Origin of the sequence: Actinoplanes aureus (assembly GCF_015704865.1) — a bacterium.
In the GTDB taxonomy this organism is placed as follows: Bacteria; Actinomycetota; Actinomycetes; order Mycobacteriales; family Micromonosporaceae; genus Actinoplanes; species Actinoplanes aureus.
In genome coordinates, this window is the sequence record NZ_JADQTO010000043.1 from 5,108 (window position 1) to 23,636 (window position 18,529).

An 18,529-nucleotide genomic window follows, 5' to 3' on the forward strand; every position below is an offset into this window, starting at 1 on the left:
CAGGACATGTCTATCGCCGCCCTCTGGACGTCCGCTCATGCCGCGATCCGAGCACCCGCACAGGTCCGCTGTTAACGCGGCGCAAGCGGCAAAAGTGCATCTCACCTTCAGTCAGCTCTCCGCGCTGACCAGCCTCCAGCTGGCCGTTGCAACCGTCCACGCCTGACGACAGAGACCGTGGAGAGCCGGATGGCGTTGAGAGACGCAGGTCCGGTTCGGCGAGAGGCCCAGAGAAACGGACCGGAAGCAATCCCGACACGGCGCTCTGGGCCTGCTCAGCGCTTGAGATCATGGACCCATGACCGTGGTCGGGTAGGGCAGCAGTTCGCGCAGCTCAACGTCACATATGGACAGCGTCTCGTACGTCGGCTTTAAGCGATCTTCGCTACGAAATCTTGCCAGAGCCACTGGAAGCCGTACGCCGACAGTCGCGCCATTCTTCTCCGTGGAACCGCTCGGCGTGACGGCGTTGCAGAGGGCAAGACGCCACCTCTCGCGGCGGCTATACCGCGCGCCGAAACGTCAGCGCGGGCTGACGGGCGTGGGCCTACTTGCGCGCGGATGACACGACGTCGAAGCCGGGCTATCTTCAGTGCATGCATGAAGAAATCCGTGCAAGGTGGGCATGGGTATCCCGGTACGCTTCTCTCGGCTTCAGCTTGATATTCGTCAAAGGTCGTGAGGCCACCGACATGCTCCGCGCTCTGGGCGGAGACCCTGCCGATGCAGAGGTCATGACGATGCTTGAGGCTGGCGCCGAGTTCGGCGCTGAACTCCCAGTCGTACGTACGGGGACTATCCCGAGGTGGGGATTCGTCTTTGAGCAGTTCGGACGCCTTGGGAGCGATCAGGATCTAATCCGAGAGTTGTCAGTCGGCACCCAAGTCGTCTCGATGCTCCGAACAGCGGACGGAACTTCGGTCTTTACTCTTATCGAGGACGGCGAGGTAGTTACCTCCTTCGACCCTCTAATGCCGATGTGGCGCCGAGGTGCCGACCCTGATCGCTTTGCCGAGGCCATGGTCCAGGTCGGTTTGGTGCGAGACGGCTCAGTCGACCCAGAAGTTGATGTGGTGACCGCCACCTTGGCGCTCGCGACACTGGAATTGGGAATCATGCTCGATGGCGCAGCAGTAGAAGGGCCTTTGCTTAGTGTCGAAATATCCGCGGAAGGCTCGTGGATGGATGATTAGAGTGGCACCGTCCTACCCTTCTGGGGAGAACGGGGTGGTCCAATCCCGCCGGATGGATCACCCCGTTCGAGTTGCCATACCATCCTTCGATGGTAGCCGCCGGTGCTTCGTCAATCAATGACTGATACCCAGTATTCGTCATAGTCGAGCACTCGAAAGGCACTGGTGAATGATCCAAGGCGCGACCCGACGCTAGTGTTGTCGGCTAGCGCGACGTGGCCGCGCACACACCGTTCACTGCCGTTCCATCCGCGTCCCGCCGGCGCGATCATCCAAGTTCCCGTGGTTTGGTCGATGTACGGCTTGATTTCGGCACAGGACGAACCTTTGACGCCCAGCATGTTGCCGCTCTGGTATGAGGCGGCGAAAGCGAACTCATCACAGCTGTCGCCGCCTACTACGCTGGGGTCAGGGACGAATGTTGCGTCGCAAATGGCTCTCCGGTTTGTATCCTGGATTCCCGTATCCGCGAGTCGGCGCAGTGGCTTAGACTTGCCCCACTTGTCCGGCAGATAGGTCTGCGCGAAGAGGATATTGTGTGCGGCTGCACCCGACTCCGCGACGGATATATAGAGCGTTGGAATTACGGTCGGTATGACGCATCCGGGATAAGAGCCAACCTGGCTGTCGCAACGTATCGGATGGTCGGGATTTACGGTGAAGGTGGTCGCCCCTCCTGGCTGTCCTGCGGGATTGATAAGTGTTATCGTAACGTTCGGGGAGAAAGATGTTGTTGAAGCGGCGTTGACCGAATATCCCGTGAAGGTGCCTGACCATGACGACCCCACGTTAAGTAACGGCGATGTGATGCCGCCACTAGCTGTACACCCGGAACTGCAGCTCGGGACGAAGTTATAGCGTAAAGAAGCCAGCGCTCCCCATGCTTCCTTAATGGTGAACGAGAACGTCTGGCTGAATCTAGTATTGGTGGTGTTCAGCTCGATGTGCTGAGAAAGTGCGATGCGCGCTTTTCCGAGAATCACGCCGTCAGACGGTCGGTAGGTTGTCCAGCCCCGTTCCCAGCTTGACATGCATAGTGAAGTACGTGTCCTATACCATACATTCGCATTCATGCCATCGCACCAAAGGGCGGCGGCGCGAGGAGAGGTCTGATTCACCTCTACCTTGCTGGCCTTAGGTGTCTCTACGCAAAGGACGGATTTTTTCCCTTGCTTACGATATTGGTCGAGTCTCTTGCGCACATTGCTGCAGCTTGAGCTTGGTGCTACGGAATTAGAGACTGCGTCCGACATTACCTCAGGATGCTCCCCTCGGGCATCCGGGGTGGGGGCAAGGATAACGCCAGGAGGTAAGTCGCCCGACGGCTCTGCTGCCGCTGCGGCAGTGGGGCTGGCTAGAAAAAATAGCACGGCTATCACTAGGCCAAATTTCCTGGTCCTTGATCGATTTCCTACCAAAGCTCGTCTCCCCGATCACTGATCAATCCGGACACATTCTCGCAATCCTGATCCTCGCTGGCCGAGTTTGATCGATCAACCTCAATGCGATGGAACAAAAGTCACATGTTTTTAGCCTTGCCCGTAGTGTGTGCATTTGGTAATGGCAACGTCTATTGAGACATTTCGCCATGCCTGGCCGCTGCTCGTTACGCGGGTACAGGACTGGATGGCTTGCGCGAGGCGATGGCTCGACGTGGGAAGCGGGCAGCTAGCCAGGAATGTTGAGGGTTCTAGACTTGAACTGCCGCCACCGCCTGGGTTCCCGGCTACCGAAATTGAGTCGTTGATTTGATCTTTGGCTGTCGGCGTGGCGTCGTGCCCGGTGTCGATCACTGAGCGCGCCCGCCGCTCGATCTGGATTCGCCCGCCTTCTGGCACATCATCGATTCGGATTTCCAGGCTTCGGTGTGACTCGGAGTCTGCTCATCACCTTCGGGAGCGTCTGCCGCCATGGGGTTTCTTAACCGCCGTACCCTCGTCGGCGCTGTCACCGGTTCGGCCCGATGGTGGGTGGCGGCGGGACGGCTCGTGATGGTGACGCTTGCGGCCGTGTCAGCGGTGGTGTGGGCGCTTGGCGTGACCGTGCTTCAGCCGCTGAGCGAGCCGACAGGCCCGGACTTCTTCGGCGAGAACAACACGTACTGGGCGCGGGAGCTGCGCTGATCGCTCTGGTCCTCGGGCTTGACGTGCTCGCCCGTGGCGGCCGCTGGGCAACGTACGGCGTGCTGGTCGATGGCTGTACCTGGCTGGCAGTCGATGTCGGCCTCGACCGGATCGACAAGGCCTCCGGCACCGCAGAGCTCGCGATTGGTGCGGCCGCGGCAACGCTGCTCTGCTGCGCCATCGTGATGGCCATCCCGGCTGCGCCTCGTCCGAATGTGCTGCTCGCAGCAGCGACCGTGGCTGCCGTCGCGGCCGGGATGCGCCCAAATTGCGATGATCGGCTGAGCACGGGCGGTCAACGCCGTCACCGTCGCCACGCCCGGCGGGATCGCCTTCCTGCGCGCCCAGCAGGCCATCCGAAGCACCCGGACCCGTGTCGTCGCTGGTACAAGCAGTGCGAGACCGCTTACCTGACCGTGTCACTGGCCCGCTGACCACAGTCCGTACTCTGTCGGCCATGAGCATCGATGAACAGCCAGGCGAGGCAGCGCGGACCTTCGGAGCCTTCGCTGTGATCATCGGTCTCCTGATCACCGCCATCGGCTTCGTAGGCGACGGCATCCCGATGAGGGGCTACTACTTCGCCGGCCTCTTGGTCTTCGTCGGCAGCGCAGTACGAGTCGAGGCGGCTATCCGGTATCGCCATGACGTAGCGAAGTTGTATCGGCCCTCCTAACGATCTTTGGTCATTGAGTTCTTCATGATTGAGACAAGTTTCCGCTCGGCGTAGCGTGGGGATGCCCGCTCCATCTCGCAGGCATGTTGCCTGACCAGCCACTTCAGGAGTGGCAGATCGACCGCGGCGCGGTCGGACCTCGGCGCAGCGGGTGACCGCGGCCGGTCATGATCAGGCCGCAGGTCCTTGGGTGACGCTGTGCCCGAAACTGGGCGGTCCGAGGCGAAGCCTCACTGGTGCTGCAACGGCACTTAGCAGAGTGCGTAGCCGCGGCGTTTGTAGTGGCTGAGGCGGGCTTGTTGCTGGCGTCGTCGTCGCCAGCGTGACCACCACCAGATGTGTTTGGGCTGGTGACGGCGGACGAACAGTGCGGCTAACAGGCGCCGGATCTCCGGTACCGTGTAGCCGATCATCATGTCGCCATGGCTGCTGTTTGCTCTGTCGCGGTCAGGGCGCGGGCGACGACGAGCCAGGCGTAAGCGGCCATCGACAAGGTGATGTGGGCATACCAGGCTCGCCAGTCCCGGACCTGATACTCGTCCAAGCCGGCCTGACCTTTGGCCTGCTGGAAGCATTCCTCGACCGCCCAGCGTGTCCCGGCGATACGGGCCAGGTCCAGCAGCCTGGTCTTCCGCGGTCCGTAGCAGACGTAGTAGGCCAGCTCCCCGGTGCTCATGCTGCGCCGGGCGAGCAGCCAGTGCCCGCGGCCGGGCCGCCAGAACACCCGGATCGGCACCCGCGCCCACCAGTACTTGCGAGGTCCGTGAGCACCCGCACCGGCCGAGATCCGCGACCAGGCCCGGCCCGGCAGCGAAGCGATCAGCTCATCGACGCGGGCCCGGCCCATGCTCGTGGTGACCACGTCATCGTTGCAACAAGTCGCGACCACATGCGGCTGGTCGTGGTCCTCAAGCCAGACCCGCAACGACTTCGACTGCCCGTAGGCCTCGTCCATCGTCACCCACGCCGCCGGCACTCCCGCGGCGAACGCCCGGGTCAGCATCTCCCGCGCCATCTGCACCTTGGTGGCGAAGCCGACCTCGTCCGGGACACCGGCCACCCGGCAGCGGTCACGGTCATCGGTCCACGCCTGCGGCAGATACAACTGCCGGTCGATCAACGCGTGCCCGCGCGTCGAGCGGTAGGCCAGGAAGACACCTATCTGGCAGTTCTCGATCCGCCCGGCGGTTCCCGAATACTGCCGGGCAACGCCGGCGGACTTCACACCCTTCTTCAGGAAGCCGGTGCCATCGATGATCAGCACACCTCGGGGGTCGCCGAGGTGCTCGATGACGTAGTCACGTACGGCGTCGATGTCCCAGTCGGCCCACCGCAGCAACCGCTGCATCCCGTCCGGCGTCAGGTCACCGGCCTGCTCCGCGAGAATCCAGCCGTTCTTACGGTCAAGCCCGGCGACCAGCCCAGACAGATACTGCCGGGCCCTCCGCCGCGGTTCTGACCTGGTGAACCGGTCCGCGAACCGGGCATGCAACCGGTCAAGCTCGCCGGACCACTGATCAACCTCGATCGCCGTCACGCATCACACAACGAGCCGATCATCGATTCGTTCTGCCTGCTGAGTGCCGTTGCAGTACTAATTCCGACGCATCCGCATCTGCGCTGTCCGTGCGCGCTGGCCGCCAACGAGCATGTCACGGAACGTAGCCGGGTCTCTGGAGCTCGACATCCGACTTTGCCGAGATGAGTGCGTCCGGCTGTGTGATGTGTAGGAAGCGCCGTAGCAGTGCTTCAGCCTCCCTCTCACTGTCGTATTCTCCGTGATCATGTTCAAGGGGTGGTGGCATGTGCTGCCGGACGAAGAGCGGCAGCAGTGGACGCTGGAGCCGTTAGTGGCGGTGGGGCCGCTGCGCTTCGGAATGAGTCCCGAAGAAGTGGCGGACGCGATGGTCGCCGTCACTGCGGAGGTGGAGAGGCGTCAGCATTGTTGGCCTGCGAATTCGAATGTCTCCACGGTCGTGGAGGGCGTCTACCGAACATTCGGCTTGCATCTCTATTACCGGGATGAGGGGCTTGCGGGCGTTGTAGTCGATGCCCTGTGCGGGCCGCAGGTATCGGTGGCGGGCACGACATTGGTCGGCCGGGTGCCTTCGGTCCTGGAGCAATGGTTGGTCGATCGAGCCGAGACGCGGCCGCCCGAGACCGAGCTCGTGTATGTGAGTGCGGGCGTGCCTGCCTCGGAGTCCTTGGGCGTGACGATCAACGTGCAACGGGAAGGGGACCGCCTCTTGACGCGGCCCGTGTTCTACCCCGCCGAGGCGCTTGATGATCTCACCCACTGGCTGCCGAGGGGCGCTTGGGCGATCCACGATTGACTCTCATGCCGCTGACCGAGCGCTGTGGCAGCTCGTGGTTGGGTGAGGAGTGCCTGCTATACACCGGTCATGAGCCTGATCGACGTTCCCCACGATCTTCTGCGTCTGGTGACTGACGACGTCGCGCGCGAGATCGCGAAGCCCTACACCGACCAGGTCATCTTTCCCGAGCGTGTGCTGATAGACAGGCCGGAATCGGCGGACCGACGGTTCCCCGGGTGGCCGGGAGCGGTTCTGGTTATCGCCGTCGAGAACCAGGGCGTATGCGCCTGGGGCGTGCCGCTCGACGGCGCAGATAGTCCCGTCGTACTGGTCGGCGGCGAGATCTGGCAGCGCACCGGATGGGTCCGTGGCACCACCGAGTACAGCCCGAACGTGGCTGGGTTCGTAGCGGCACGCCGATGGGATGCGTCATGCCTATCGCAACAGCCGTTGGTTCAGGCCCAAGCGATTGAGCTGGAAGCAGCGACGCTCGACGCCCTTCGCCAGCGATTCACGCCAATTCCTACGACAAGGGGCTGGCCTGGCCATACAGTGCACCGCTTCGAGCATCGAGACGCAAAGATCATGCTGTGGGATGCGCCGGGCCAATGTGATTGGTGGATATCTGCCCGGGACCTCGGGTCGCTGCGTGAGGTCGTTGCGGCGCTATGGAACCAATCCGACCTGCCGACTTCGCTGTGGTCAACGGACCGGGAAGGCGGCGTTCTGCTGGCCCAGCTTCGCGGGATTGATCAACGGCCATGAAAATTCCTGGGGTTCTGCTCATCGGCATGGTGATGTCGAGCTCTCATGCCGCTGTCCGTGCGCGCCGCCCTGCCGAGCGCGTCACGCTTCGTGGCGGCGGCAGGGGGCGCTGACATCCGACTCTGCCGATGACATGGCGCACGACCGGCGGTTCAGCGGGCCGCTCGGCGGCAGTTCAGAGCAAGGAGGGCAAGCCAGAGCCAGCCGATAGACACGCACAGTCGCTGCCACAACCCCGCAGCGGAAGCCCACGGGTCAATGCCGGAGAAGCCATTTCCGCGAAGGCGAACAGCGCAGCGAATGCGACCCCGCTCAGCGCCGAACACAGCGCGAACCAGCCCTCTCGACGCGCGCAAACGCGACAGCCGCGGTCAGCATGGCGAGGGTCCGCGCAACGAAGGCGGGCAGGGAGAAGGCCAAGTCGTGCATTTGGCCGTGCCAGGTGACGTGACTGGCCGCCGTCGGATAACCACCCACGGGGTCGGTGACGAAGATTCCCGCACCGATCAGCCCTATACCCCATACCGCCACCAACAGCGGCACAGCCAGCGCGCCCGGGCCGGTGCGCAGAGTACGGCGCAGGCTGATCGAGAACAGCATCACCAGCAGTCCACAGACTCCGAAGTTCGCGATCTGCTCCCAACCTTGCGGCCCGAGAGCAAGAGAGCTGACTGGATGACGAAGCTGGGAGTACCCGTTGCCACGGAAAGCGCCTTGCGTCAGGTATCCCGCGGTGAAGAGAGGACCGACGAGGAGGCCGGCGACGAGAAGCCGGCTCGGGTGGGAAGGTAGCCGCCTAGGGGCAGCCACAGCGATGGCTGTCAAGGTCGTCATGGTGTCAACTGTAGTTGACACACAATTCATGCGTCAACCTTGGTTGACGGGTTGCGGTTGGCGGGCTCACGGTGAACCATGCCGGCTACTGCTCGATACCGGCTTCCTCTTCTGCCGCCGACAACGCGCGAGGGCTCAGCGCAGACCCCTCACCTCACGCCCCAGCGAGGCAGGCAAACGGGGCGTCTTCTCCTCGGACGAACGGCCCGGCATCGAGGTTGCCGAAGAGGCGGCGTAGTGCAGGTACTTGCCGATTTGCTGCCTCAGTCGCTTGAACGTTCCGCACGCGGCCTTGCTCATCTACGGCTGGGCGACCGGGTACCCCATGCTGGTTGCCTCTGACGCAATGGCGTCGAAGTTTGTCGTCTGACGTAGTGATCTCACCAATTCCGGCGTTAAGGGCTTTCCAGCTAGGATTGCCGCCACCGCGCCCTCATCAACATCACCCTCGAAGTAGTCCGCCGCCCAGTCGGCATACGCCTGTGGCGAGCCGTCGACGATGAAGTCGAACAAGTAGCCCGCGCCAGAGCTCGCGCGGGAACGCGGTGACCGCGAGCAGGTCGTCGCTGGCGTTGTCGAGGTGACCATCTACCGCAACATCCGCACGACGCCCGCGGCACCATCGCCGAGGACGGGCTGAGATCTCTCTGCGAGTACCGGCCTGGCACCACGACCGGCGAGACGGCGAGTGACCTTCGGGTCGCCGCCGTTTCGTCGCGTTAGCCGCGCTGATGACCGCGGGAGGTCAGCGTGCGGGTCGGTTGCGTCGGCCACGAACCCGCCTTAATCCATCGTTCCGACGGCAGGTTGAGCCGCTCGAGCTGTTGAGGACGACCGGGTTGGCGGCCGGCGGGGAGATTCCGCCGCCGGCACACCAGACCTTTCGGGTACGGGTGGGTCAGGATGCGGAGCAGGTCAGGGTCGGTGTCGCCGCCGCGCCGGAACCGATCAGGCCGAACGAGGTGCTGGCCCCGGCGGCCAGGGCGCCGTTGTGGGCCACGTTGCGCACGGTCACAGCCGGGGTGCCGAGCACGCCGTTCCACGCCGAACCGACGGTGGTTCCGCTCGGATAGGTCCAGTTGACCGACCATCCGGAGCTGGCGGTCGTCCCGGTGTTGCGTACCGTGACCTCGGCCTGGAATCCGCCGGTCCAGGCGCTGATTGTCTTGTAGGTGGCCGAGCAGCCCCGGTCCTCGCCGCCTCCGCCACCTGCGGTGGTGGTGACGGCGCGGCCGGCGGACGTCACCGAGACGTTGCCGGCGGCATCGCGGGCGCGCACGCTGAAGGTGTACGCCGTGGACGGCGTCAACCCGGTGGCGGCGTAGGTCGTGCCGGAGACCGTGGCCACCACGCTCGCCGCGCCGGAACCAGTGGCCCGCAGCACGTCGTAGCCGGTGACGCCGGTGTTGTCGGTCGACGCCGTCCAGGTGAGCGTGGCGCCGGTGGAGGTCACGTTGCTCGCGGCGGGCTGGCCGGGCGCGGTCGGTGCGGTGGTGTCGCCGCCTTCGCCGCCGTCGCCGTATCGCTGGCCGAGGCTGATGCCGGTGGTGCTGCCCGCGCCGCCGAGCGGCGTCTGGTGGTCGAGGCCGACGAACTTGCCGCCGTGCTGCCAGAGGGCTGGTTTGAGCAGCGCGTACTTCTGCTCGTCCCAGGTCTTCCAGTCGTCGAGCAGCAGGCCGCCGGTGTCGCCCGAGTTGGGGTTGAGTACCCAGAACGTCTGGTGCAGGCGGTGCTCGACGATCAGGTCGCGCAGGGCGGTCATCCACTTGTCTTGGCGGGGGTCCTGCCCGAGTCGGCCGCCCCATTCACCGATCAGCAGGGGTGCGGTGCCGTTCTCGTGCAGGTAGAGCCAGTTGGGCCGCCACACGTCGTTGGTCAGTGTCGTCTTGTCGAACGGCTTGTCGAACCACGGCTGGTTGAACACCAGCGGGCCGTAGTCGTGCGGCGAGTAGACCAGTTGGTCCTGGTTGGCGCCCAGGTTGATCGGGTGGTCGCGAACGCCGCGCAGGTTGCCGCCCCACCAGTTGTAGTAGTAGTTCGGCGACAGGTCGGGGTCGGTGTTCGGCGAGGACCAGGTCTCACCCTCCCGCGGGTAGATCTCCTGGCCTTCGACCAGGATCAGGACGTTCGGGTTGATCGCCAGGATCCGCTTGGCTGCGGTCTCGGCCGTGTGCTTCCAGTTGTCGATGTCGGTGGTGCCGTCCCACTTGGCGCGGGTGGTGTCGTTCGGCGTACCGTGCGGCTCGTTCTTGATGTCCATCGCCACGATCGTGTCGTTGGCCTTGTAACGGTTCGTCACCCACTCCCAGCCTTGGTAGAACAGCTCAGGGGTGATCGCGCCCTTGTACCAGACCGGGTGGATGTGCCCGGAGTTGTCGGCCTCGGCGCTGTGCACGTCGAGCATGACCTTGATGCCGTACTGCTCGCAGAGCTGCAGCCAGAAGTCGAAGATCTGCAGGCTGTTCTTGCCGGCCAGCTCGGGATTGGCGTACGTGTTGACGTTGACCGTACCGAAGGTCCCGGCCTTCCACTCCAGCAGAAGCTGAGTGGAGATCGGTACGCGCACGATGTTGATGCCGCGGTTCGCCATCGATCTGGTGATCTCGGTGATGTTGCCTGACCACAGGCCGTGGAAGACCCGCTCCGAGGCGTTGAAGCCAAACCAGTTTGTTCCAGTAAGCCAGACCGGATTACCGGCTTCGTCGACGATCTGGTTGCCCTGCACGTGGAGCCAGTCGGACGCTGGCACGGCCGCTGCCGCCCCGGGCGCGGCCACGGCTGGCGCGGTGACGCCGCCGGTCAGTGCCAGGGCAAGCCCGGCAGCTGCGGCGGCCAGGCGTCTCCTTGCTTGCCTGTCGAACACGCTCGAACTCCTTCATGGGGGTCGGGGACGAGAGCGCGGGAGCGCTCCCATGACATCCTGTGATCTCCCGGACACAAAACACAACCCTTAGCCATCAATGAACGTCGAAGTTCCGAAAAGAGGGCATTCTCCCCGCCCTCTGAGTCCCTGCGTACCCTGAAGGGTGCCAGTTTGCGGTTTCACGGTTCTCGGGCGTGGCGGGGACTTGCCTCAGAAGGTCGCGGCCCGGTGCGCGCAGTTCGGCGCGGCGCAACCGCCTCGGGTAGCAGCAGGGCCGCTATGAGCACAGCGGCGCGGGCTCAGGAAGACTCAAGCGGCGCGACGGTACTCGTGGATCAGCCCGCCCAGTACGTCGACCCGTTCCACCAGCGACTGTGCGGTGGCCGACTCGACAAGGGTCAGCGGACGGGCCGGACGTGGCGGTTGCAGTTCCAGGCTTCTGTGCGATCGGACAGTGTTGTAGTGGCGCAGGTACTCGATCAGTACCCGGTGCAACTGGCGTTCGTTCCAGATCAGCGTCCAGTCCAGACACTCGGACCGAACGGTGCGCACCCAGCGCTCCGCGTACGCATTCGCGCGAGGCGTCCGGGGCGGAATCTTCACCACGTCGATGCCTGCCGCCGCGAAGACCGCGTCGAACGCGGCGCTGAACTTCGCGTCCCGATCCCGGATCAGGTACCGCAACCGGTGCGCCTGTTCATCCAAGTCCATCAGCAGGTTCCGGGCGTGCTGCGCCACCCACGCTCCGGTGGGGTTGGCGGTGATCCCCAGCAGATGCACCCAGCGTCGTTGGACGTCGACAACGAACAGCACGTACAGCCGAGTCAGACCAACGGTTTACACAGTGAAGAAGTCCGTCGCCAGCAGCTCGCTGGCCTGAGTATGCAGGAACTGGGTCCAAGTCGGGCCGCCTCGCCGCGGTGCCGGCCCGAGACCATGCCGGCGTAGGATCCGCCGCACCGAAGTCGCCGACACCCGCACGCCGAGGGCGCGGCACTCTCCCACGATCCGCACATAACCCCTCCGGGGGTTCTCTCGCGCCAGCCGAACCACCATCGCGACGACCTCCTCGTCCACACCGCGCCGGTCACGACCCGCCGACGGATAGGTCCACCGGCGGACGATCAACTCCCGATGCCAGCGCAGCAACGTCGACGGTGTAACCAGGAAGACCGCCACCGCTCCCGCGGCAGCAGCTTCGCCCGCGCAGCCAACAGCATCCGATCGGTCGGGCGGTAACGCGGACGCGGAACCTGGCGGTGTAGCACTGCCAACTGGTGCCGAAGCACAGCGATCTCCACCGCATCCGCGTTGCGGGTCGGGCCGCAGCCCAACACCCCTAGAAACCGCCGAACGATCAACAACGCGACCGTATGAACCACCACACCACCGAGCCTGCCCGACCCGTATCTGCCCAGGCCAGAGCCATCACCCTGAAGTGGCACCCGACGGGCTACGGCGACTGAACCGGCTGAGACATCTGCGGGCGTCCGTGATGCCGTCGGCCAATCGCGCGGCGGCGCATCGAGCTGCTACTACGTGCCGATTGCGTCGGCACGGTAACCCGAGCCACCATGCCTAGCCATCCTAGGAACCTGGGTTGGGTCTGTCCGATGATCAGCGCCGTTGTCGCGCCCGCGCGGTTGGATACGGCATTCGGTGCGCAACGATTGCCCACCCGACCAGCGCCCTCGTGCCATCGTCGACGCCGCTGGTCAGCCACGGGCACACCGCCGGGCCGCGGGGCGGCAGCACCAGCACCGGCAGCTGCTTGTGGTCCGGCTCCCGCACCATGTTGCCCCCGGTCGCCGGCCGCGTCAGGTAGACGCTCGTCCCCCGCGCCGCGCCTCACCGGTACGCCACGCCGCCAGCTCCGCCGGGGTCATCTGACGCTCGAACGTCCGCTGCAACGTGCGCAGCGTGACCGCCGGCGCGTCCGCCCCAGCCGGTAACGAGGAAGTCCGGTACCGGTACCGCGGCCACCTGCCCGAGCTCGGTCACCACCGCGGTCCGCGGTAATCCCGCAACGGTCCGCGCGATCGCTTGCGCCGCCGTCTGCCGCACATCGTCGTCGGTGTCGGTGGTGGCGCGTTCGCGCAGCCAGGCCAGGGTGCCCGGATCGTCGGCCCAGCCAGCCGCGATCGCCCGCACCGCCGCCTGCCGCACAACCCAGTTGTCGTCGGTGGCGCGTTCGCGCCTTCGGTCGCGGTGCCGGCCGTCCTGTGCGGCTCGGCGGTCCTGTTCTCCACGGTTGTCGTCCAGGTGGCGTTGACCACCGGAACAGGCTCAGCGGTATGGCCCGCGGCGGTCACTCTCATGGGCATGGCCGGGATCTGCGGTGCGCTCGTCTGGTCGCGGCGCCGCAACGCCGGCATCACAGGCCAGACCATTCGTCGAGCCCGATGGCTATGGAATGGGTGCTGGTACTGCCAGCGATGCGGGCACGTGTCGCTGCTGACCCCGGCAGTTTCTCGAACCATCCCTGCAGGCGGATTGGCAACCTCGTTGGTGGATTTAGCAAGCCGGCTCCAGTGGCAGTCCACCTCCTCTGCGTCACGGTGATCGAGCCCCCGAGGACCGCAGCTCTAGATGTGCCGAGCCTGCGGGCTGTACGGTTGCCGCATTAGGTGAAGGCTGCGGCCATACCTGTGACGGGCATGTTCGAACAGATCCGATACCAAGACAGCTATCGGCGTTCCGCAGCAGCGCTGCTACGTCGCAGCTACGGATCGCAAAAGGTGCCACCCACCACCAGCGGACGGGACGCGCAGCGATTCACCGGTGAGCGGCGAGAAAGGTTATAGTCGGGCGTTGGCCGCCTCAATCGTGCAACATTTCGGCGAAAACGGAGTATCACCCTCATGGCGAAGCAGATAGTCACTATTCTTACGGATGACCTCGACGGCAAGAAGGCCGACCGGACCATCGAGTTCGGCCTGGACGGGGTCAACTACACGATCGACCTGTCCGAGACGAACGCAGGGAAGCTGCGTAAGGCGCTCGACCCGTTCATTTCAGCGGGCACCCGCCAAGGACGCAGCAACCCGCTGGCCCGTCGAAGCCCGGGCCGGGGTACCGGCGCCGGCCCATCGACTCGCGGGGAGAACCAGGCGATCCGCGAGTGGGCACGCAACAACGGCCACGAGTTGTCGGAGCGCGGCCGCATTCCGGCTAAGGTCCTAGCGGCCTACAACAGCCGCTAAAAGACCGCAGTCGTTCGCGTCACGATGCCACCTCCGGACCCGTACTGAGAAACGTCCGAGGCGGCATCGTCAGGTATGACACCAATTGTTCGAACCCCCTCCCGGCGCGGGGGACGCGGTGCGCAGCCGCCACGCGGAACAGGCCGACGGACGCCACCCCGCTACCCGGGCAGGGACGCGCGACCCCTTGACCCCCAGTCGTATTACAATTCGGTTAAGCAGTGTCAGCACGTGTCTTTATGTACGCAGAATCGGACAGAACGACATCGTCGTGCCGCCCGATATCTTCCAATTCTCAAGAAGTTGATCATTGCTGTGACCAGGCGTGTGACCACGGCCAATCAAGTGCGGCGCATGCCATTCGAGTCGTAGGCATTCTCTACGCGGCTATGAACGATGGATTTGCGGCCTTGCGCCGGGGCCACGCAGATGCGGCTCGCAGACAATCCATCATTACCTTGCGCTTCGCCCTGAGCGACCACTTGACCGCCCATGAGAGCTACGCTTCAGCCCGTCGCCGGAAGTGCTCTCGCGCCTTCGCCGCTACGCCTTGACAATATCACTTTCCTGCGTCATGGCGCGCCAGTCGCCATCTACTCCGGCGGGAGCCAGGATGGTGAGGTGCTGCGCGGCGCGGGAAATTGCGACGTAGACGATCCGTTTCGCTTCACATTCAGCCATTGAATGCTTGAAGATCTTGGGCCAAGCGGCTGCCGATTGCGGGCATCCGCAAGACCCCGCCCTGCTTTTTGTTACCAAGAGAACTGCGTCATGGGTTTCGCCCTTAGATGCGTGGGCTGTCGCGAATCCAACTCGCACGTCGGGATAGCGGTCATGCGTCTTCCAGGTCCGCGCTTCTCGGGCACTGAAAATCGATGATAAGAGCTGGTTTTGTTTCTCCTTGGCGTCGCCACGAAAACTGGCGCAGTCCCTTTTGAACTTCGCGAGTCGATCGGATCGAACGGCCCGCAGAGTCAGATCGCACATTGCAACGCCATCGGAGATCCTTGCGCATGACTTCGCCAGCACGATCTTTTTGAGTACTTTCAGATCACCGAACAGAGCGACGCGGTAAAGCGTCTCTGCATCCTCGGCCAGCCCCCATTCACGACGGATGGCAGCGCGCATGTCATTCGCGGATACGTATCCGCCGAGCTTTCGCAGCAGCGATTCGTAGGCCTCAAAGGCGCGATATTCGTCCGACGCGGAGAGAAGGTAGATGACTTTCAGGAAGTCGCGGGTGAGCGGTTCCTCCCAGACCGTGCGCTCTGTGGCTGTGGCTGTGATCCCGGAGTAGCCGGCTTCGAGCCGGCGTGCGTGGTCTGCTCCGCGAGTCAGTACGAGAAGCGACTTGGTGTTGTCGTCGTTTCCGTCGTGGGCTGCCTCGCCGGTAAGTACGGCGGCGAGTTCCTCGACGGCGGCTGCGACCTCGGCGGGCTCGTTGTCGCTGATTGCTCGGACGGTGACTGGCGCGGCGTAAGCCTTGTTCTTGCCGTCGTCGGCGGGCACAAGGCGTGTGCCGTCGTCGGCCAGGTTGGTCAAGGTGGTGCAGATGGCAGGGCTGCAGCGGTACGTCTCGGTGAGTACGGCCCGCGTCCAGGGAGGCCCGGACGTGGCTTTCGCGATGAAGAGCTCGGGCCGCGCAGTATTCCATTCGTAGATGGCTTGGTTCTCATCACCGACGACTACGGCGTGGTTGAGGCCGGCTGCGACGAGGTGGTCGAGGATGGCGTGCTGGACCTCGGTAAGGTCCTGGGCTTCGTCGACGATGAAGGCAGGGAACCGGCGGATGATCGCTTTGGTCAGCGCCGGCGACGAGAGCAGTGCCTGGTGGGCCAGGTAGTTGGCATCGGCCTGTAGTGCGAGTCCGCTCGCCCAGACGTGCCTCTTCATGGCGAGGATCTTGGTGGCGTTTGCGTCCGTGACCTTCTTCGCCGAGCCGAACCGTGGCCGCGGGTTCCCATCGATTCGGATGGGGCGGCCATCGAGTCCGATCGAGTAGCAGTCGAACCACATTGTCGAGTAGGCGTCATTCGGCTTGGTCTTGTCCAGATTCCATTGGTTTTTCCACTGTTGGTACGGCTCGCCGACCAGCGTAGGCCGGTCGGTGGTCGTGCCCATTGCCGCGGCGGCATGTGGAAGGAACAGGTACTGGTTTACGAAGGCATCGACCGTTCCCACGAAGTGTGGGGTTTGCAGTAGGGACGCGGCCTTTCCGAGTTTGCGGATCTTGTGCTGAAGCTCGTCCTTAGCGACGTTGGTATACGAGAGCGTCGCCATGCCTTGCCATGGTTTGTGCCATTGAGGCCAGCGCTCGGCCAGGTCGATGCAGTAGCTGGTCAGGGTGGTCGTCTTGCCGGTGCCTGGTCGTGCGGACAGGATCCGGTGGCTGCGGATCGGCTGGCCGTCGCTGTCCCACAGCGCGGCACGTTGTTCTGCGTTGAGACTCATCAGTTGCCCGCCTGTGCTGGGCCGCGGTGGGCAGGTCCGGTGACGAACTCGATGGCGTCGCGGATGTACTTGGGCACGGTGAAGCGGCGTTTGGCCTCGTCGTCGGGTAGTGCGGAGAGCGCTTCGTGAAGGTGGAACGCGAACTCGGACTTGACCTTCTTGAACGGTTCGTTGGTGTGCCAGGTGGCGTACCAATCTCCTTCGGCCACGCAGGTGCCGCGGGTGTTCTCCTTCATTTTTTGGTAGGCAAGGGACGGCCGGTCTGCGTCGAGGAAGTCTTTCAGGTAGGCGTCCATGTTGCCGTCGTTCACATTGCTGGGGGCGGCCTTACGGAGAGCGTCTTGCAGAACCGCGAGCATTTCGGCGTTGCGGGTGCCGGCGCTGGCCGTGCGGAGCAGGCCGAACTCGAGCGTGCCGTAGCCCATGGCGAGAGCGGTTTGACCGTCGATGTCCATGCCGCGATCGAGCGCGGAGGGGGTGTCGTCGAAGAACGCCTGGTCTGTGGCGACCTTGCGCGGGTCCTCGTCGCCGTCGGTGATGAAGACAGCGCGGTGGTAGGGGCCGTCGGTGCCGGCGAACAGGGGCCGGAAGTGGTCGAAGCCCCAGGCGGAGCCGAGGACGACGATTTCGATGCCGCGGTCGCGCAGGCTGCGCCCGATGAGTTCGGAGAAGCGTTGCATCAGCATGGCTTCGGTGACGCCTTCGACGAAGACCGCGCCGGTGGCGAACAGTAGCTGGGAGCGGGATACGTCGAGGAACTTGTGCAGGTAGCGCTTGTCGTCGTCACGGCCGCGGAACTGTTCGCTGAGGTGCAGGGGTGTGGCGGGGCCGTCGTTGGTTCCTCGCCGCATCACGATGATCTTGTCGAGGTCGGACTTGGCCGTGATGGTCGGCGAGTGGGAGGTGACGAAGATCTGGTGGTCGGTGATTTGGTTGAGCGCGTGGAAGAAGGAGTCCTGCAGTTGGGGGTGCAGGTGGGCTTCGGGTTCCTCGATCAGGAAGAAGCGGTGGATGTGCTGGTCGACCTGGGCGTCGCCACGTCGTGACAACACGATGCTGGCGTAGATGAGCTGGTTGATGCCGAGTCCGTTGCTGCTGAGCGGCAGCCCTCCGTCGCCGTGCAAGGAGTGCGCGAAGACCGGAGCCATGGTGCGGAACAGCTCGTCGGAGATGCCTTGGGGTTGGAAGGTGAGGCTTTCGTCGCCAAGCTGGTAGGGCTTGGCGTAGGCGGCTAGATTTCGGCTGGCCGCGCTGTGGTGTCGTCCCTCGGTGACTTCTCCGATGAGCTGTCCGAGTAGCTTGCGGAGTTCGTCGGGGATTCCCTTGCGTTTGTCGACCATGGTGTCGGCGGTGTGGCTGATGATCAGTCGTTCGATTTCGGCGCCGACCCGGGCGCGGTCGTTGATGAGGTCGCGCAGCGGAGCGAGGTAGACGGCCTTCATGGAGTCCATGACGTCGTACGGCACAGGGTTGGAGAGGGTTGGGCCTCCGCGGAGTTCCCCTCGGCCCGGCTCGTAGCGGCCCTTGGCTGTGTTGTATTCGAAGGTCACGCGGTAGCAGAGCTTGAAGGCGGTGTATTCGACCGGTGGGTCCCCGAGCTTGATGGTGTCGTTTATGCACGTCAGCTCGAGAAATTGGGCAGGTAGGTCGGAGTCGCTTCGGCCGAGGAAGGTCGCGGTGAAGCTGACCTGGCGCGGGCTTCTGTCGTTAGGGTCGTCGAGGCAGGCGTCGGTCGGCCGCAGCCGAATGTTGTCCTCGCGCTTCTCAAAGCTTCCCAGCCCAAGGAGCAGCCGCAGGGCGTCGATCCCAGCGGTTTTCGCGGCGTTGTTCGCGCCGATGATGACGTTGAGTCCGGGCTGGAACGTGAAGATCGTGTCGCGGATCGCGCGGAAGTTCTGGACCTGGAGGGACTTCAGGAAGAAGTGGGGTGCCCGCGAAGATTCCGAGCTCCCAGGGAGCCGCTCTACGAGAGCGCGAGCCGATGCGCTGCTGGGGTCGAGCGGAAGAGACATATTTCCTCATCGTTCCTGAACGCAGGGTTTGTTCAGCCGCTCTCCGCGGGCTCCAGGGCGCACGGCCATAGAGAGCCCTCCTTAGAACTGTCTG

16 protein-coding genes are annotated in these 18,529 nt (G+C 64.2%); 7 read left to right on the forward strand and 9 right to left on the reverse strand.

The window, feature by feature from the left end; translation table 11 throughout:
* Nucleotides 1-596: 596 nt before the first annotated feature.
* Nucleotides 597-1,193, forward strand: a complete 597-nt coding sequence (locus tag I4J89_RS45520) for a DUF6461 domain-containing protein (protein WP_196420471.1) — start codon at nt 597-599, stop codon at nt 1,191-1,193.
* A 110-nt stretch (nt 1,194-1,303) separates the two neighbouring features.
* Here the strand turns inward: I4J89_RS45520 and I4J89_RS45525 are convergent, their stop codons facing one another.
* Nucleotides 1,304-2,176 carry a hypothetical protein gene (locus tag I4J89_RS45525; protein WP_196420472.1) on the reverse strand — a complete coding sequence of 291 codons (873 nt, stop codon included), beginning with the start codon at nt 2,174-2,176 and terminating at the stop codon, nt 1,304-1,306.
* Nucleotides 2,177-3,103: 927 nt separating this feature from the next.
* Here I4J89_RS45525 and I4J89_RS45530 point away from each other — a divergent pair.
* The 3 genes from I4J89_RS45530 to I4J89_RS45540 are packed head-to-tail and all read left to right on the forward strand — an operon-like array spanning nt 3,104 to nt 3,992.
* On the forward strand, nt 3,104-3,316 hold the full coding sequence (locus tag I4J89_RS45530; RefSeq protein WP_196420473.1) for a hypothetical protein: 213 nt from the start codon (nt 3,104-3,106) through the stop codon (nt 3,314-3,316).
* 59 nt (nt 3,317-3,375) lie between these two features.
* Nucleotides 3,376-3,750 (forward strand): hypothetical protein, encoded by a 375-nt coding sequence (locus I4J89_RS45535; protein WP_196420474.1) that lies wholly within the window; start codon nt 3,376-3,378, stop codon nt 3,748-3,750.
* Nucleotides 3,751-3,773: 23 nt separating this feature from the next.
* On the forward strand, nt 3,774-3,992 hold the full coding sequence (locus tag I4J89_RS45540; RefSeq protein ID WP_196420475.1) for a hypothetical protein: 219 nt from the start codon (nt 3,774-3,776) through the stop codon (nt 3,990-3,992).
* A gap of 412 nt (nt 3,993-4,404) precedes the next feature.
* On the opposite strand, the gene I4J89_RS45545 is transcribed toward I4J89_RS45540, so the two are convergent.
* The gene (locus tag I4J89_RS45545; protein ID WP_444876228.1) at nt 4,405-5,529 is read right to left on the reverse strand and encodes an IS701 family transposase; all 1,125 of its coding nucleotides are present in this window, start codon (nt 5,527-5,529) and stop codon (nt 4,405-4,407) included.
* A 241-nt stretch (nt 5,530-5,770) separates the two neighbouring features.
* Here I4J89_RS45545 and I4J89_RS45550 point away from each other — a divergent pair, with 241 nt between their 5' ends.
* Nucleotides 5,771-6,325, forward strand: coding sequence for a hypothetical protein (locus I4J89_RS45550; RefSeq protein ID WP_196420476.1), 555 nt, complete (start codon nt 5,771-5,773; stop codon nt 6,323-6,325).
* Nucleotides 6,326-6,394: 69 nt separating this feature from the next.
* A complete protein-coding gene (locus tag I4J89_RS45555) occupies nt 6,395-7,072 on the forward strand; it encodes a hypothetical protein (protein WP_196420477.1) in 678 nt (225 codons plus the stop codon).
* Between the two features lie 312 nt (nt 7,073-7,384).
* Here the strand turns inward: I4J89_RS45555 and I4J89_RS45560 are convergent, their stop codons facing one another.
* The 5 genes from I4J89_RS45560 to I4J89_RS45580 all read right to left on the reverse strand — a co-directional run bounded on the left by I4J89_RS45560 (nt 7,385) and on the right by I4J89_RS45580 (nt 13,031).
* Complete coding sequence (locus tag I4J89_RS45560) at nt 7,385-7,906, reverse strand: DUF998 domain-containing protein (RefSeq protein WP_196420478.1); 522 nt, start codon at nt 7,904-7,906, stop codon at nt 7,385-7,387.
* Between the two features lie 300 nt (nt 7,907-8,206).
* Nucleotides 8,207-8,419 (reverse strand): hypothetical protein, encoded by a 213-nt coding sequence (locus I4J89_RS45565; RefSeq protein ID WP_196420479.1) that lies wholly within the window; start codon nt 8,417-8,419, stop codon nt 8,207-8,209.
* A 385-nt stretch (nt 8,420-8,804) separates the two neighbouring features.
* Complete coding sequence (locus I4J89_RS45570; RefSeq protein WP_196420480.1) at nt 8,805-10,769, reverse strand: cellulase family glycosylhydrolase; 1,965 nt, start codon at nt 10,767-10,769, stop codon at nt 8,805-8,807.
* Nucleotides 10,770-11,078: 309 nt separating this feature from the next.
* The gene (locus I4J89_RS50600) at nt 11,079-11,549 is read right to left on the reverse strand and encodes an integrase core domain-containing protein (RefSeq protein WP_309238773.1); all 471 of its coding nucleotides are present in this window, start codon (nt 11,547-11,549) and stop codon (nt 11,079-11,081) included.
* A gap of 1,068 nt (nt 11,550-12,617) precedes the next feature.
* Nucleotides 12,618-13,031 (reverse strand): HEAT repeat domain-containing protein, encoded by a 414-nt coding sequence (locus I4J89_RS45580; protein WP_230860713.1) that lies wholly within the window; start codon nt 13,029-13,031, stop codon nt 12,618-12,620.
* Between the two features lie 599 nt (nt 13,032-13,630).
* On the opposite strand from I4J89_RS45580, the gene I4J89_RS45585 reads away from it, so the two are divergent.
* On the forward strand, nt 13,631-13,972 hold the full coding sequence (locus tag I4J89_RS45585) for a histone-like nucleoid-structuring protein Lsr2 (RefSeq protein ID WP_196420482.1): 342 nt from the start codon (nt 13,631-13,633) through the stop codon (nt 13,970-13,972).
* 543 nt (nt 13,973-14,515) lie between these two features.
* On the opposite strand, the gene I4J89_RS45590 is transcribed toward I4J89_RS45585, so the two are convergent.
* Nucleotides 14,516-16,423 (reverse strand): UvrD-helicase domain-containing protein, encoded by a 1,908-nt coding sequence (locus I4J89_RS45590; protein WP_196420483.1) that lies wholly within the window; start codon nt 16,421-16,423, stop codon nt 14,516-14,518.
* Entirely contained in the window at nt 16,423-18,435 is a 2,013-nt protein-coding gene (locus I4J89_RS45595) for an ATP-dependent nuclease (protein ID WP_196420484.1), read from the reverse strand. The genes I4J89_RS45590 and I4J89_RS45595 overlap by 1 nt, the downstream gene beginning before the upstream one ends.
* Nucleotides 18,436-18,529: the final 94 nt, after the last annotated feature.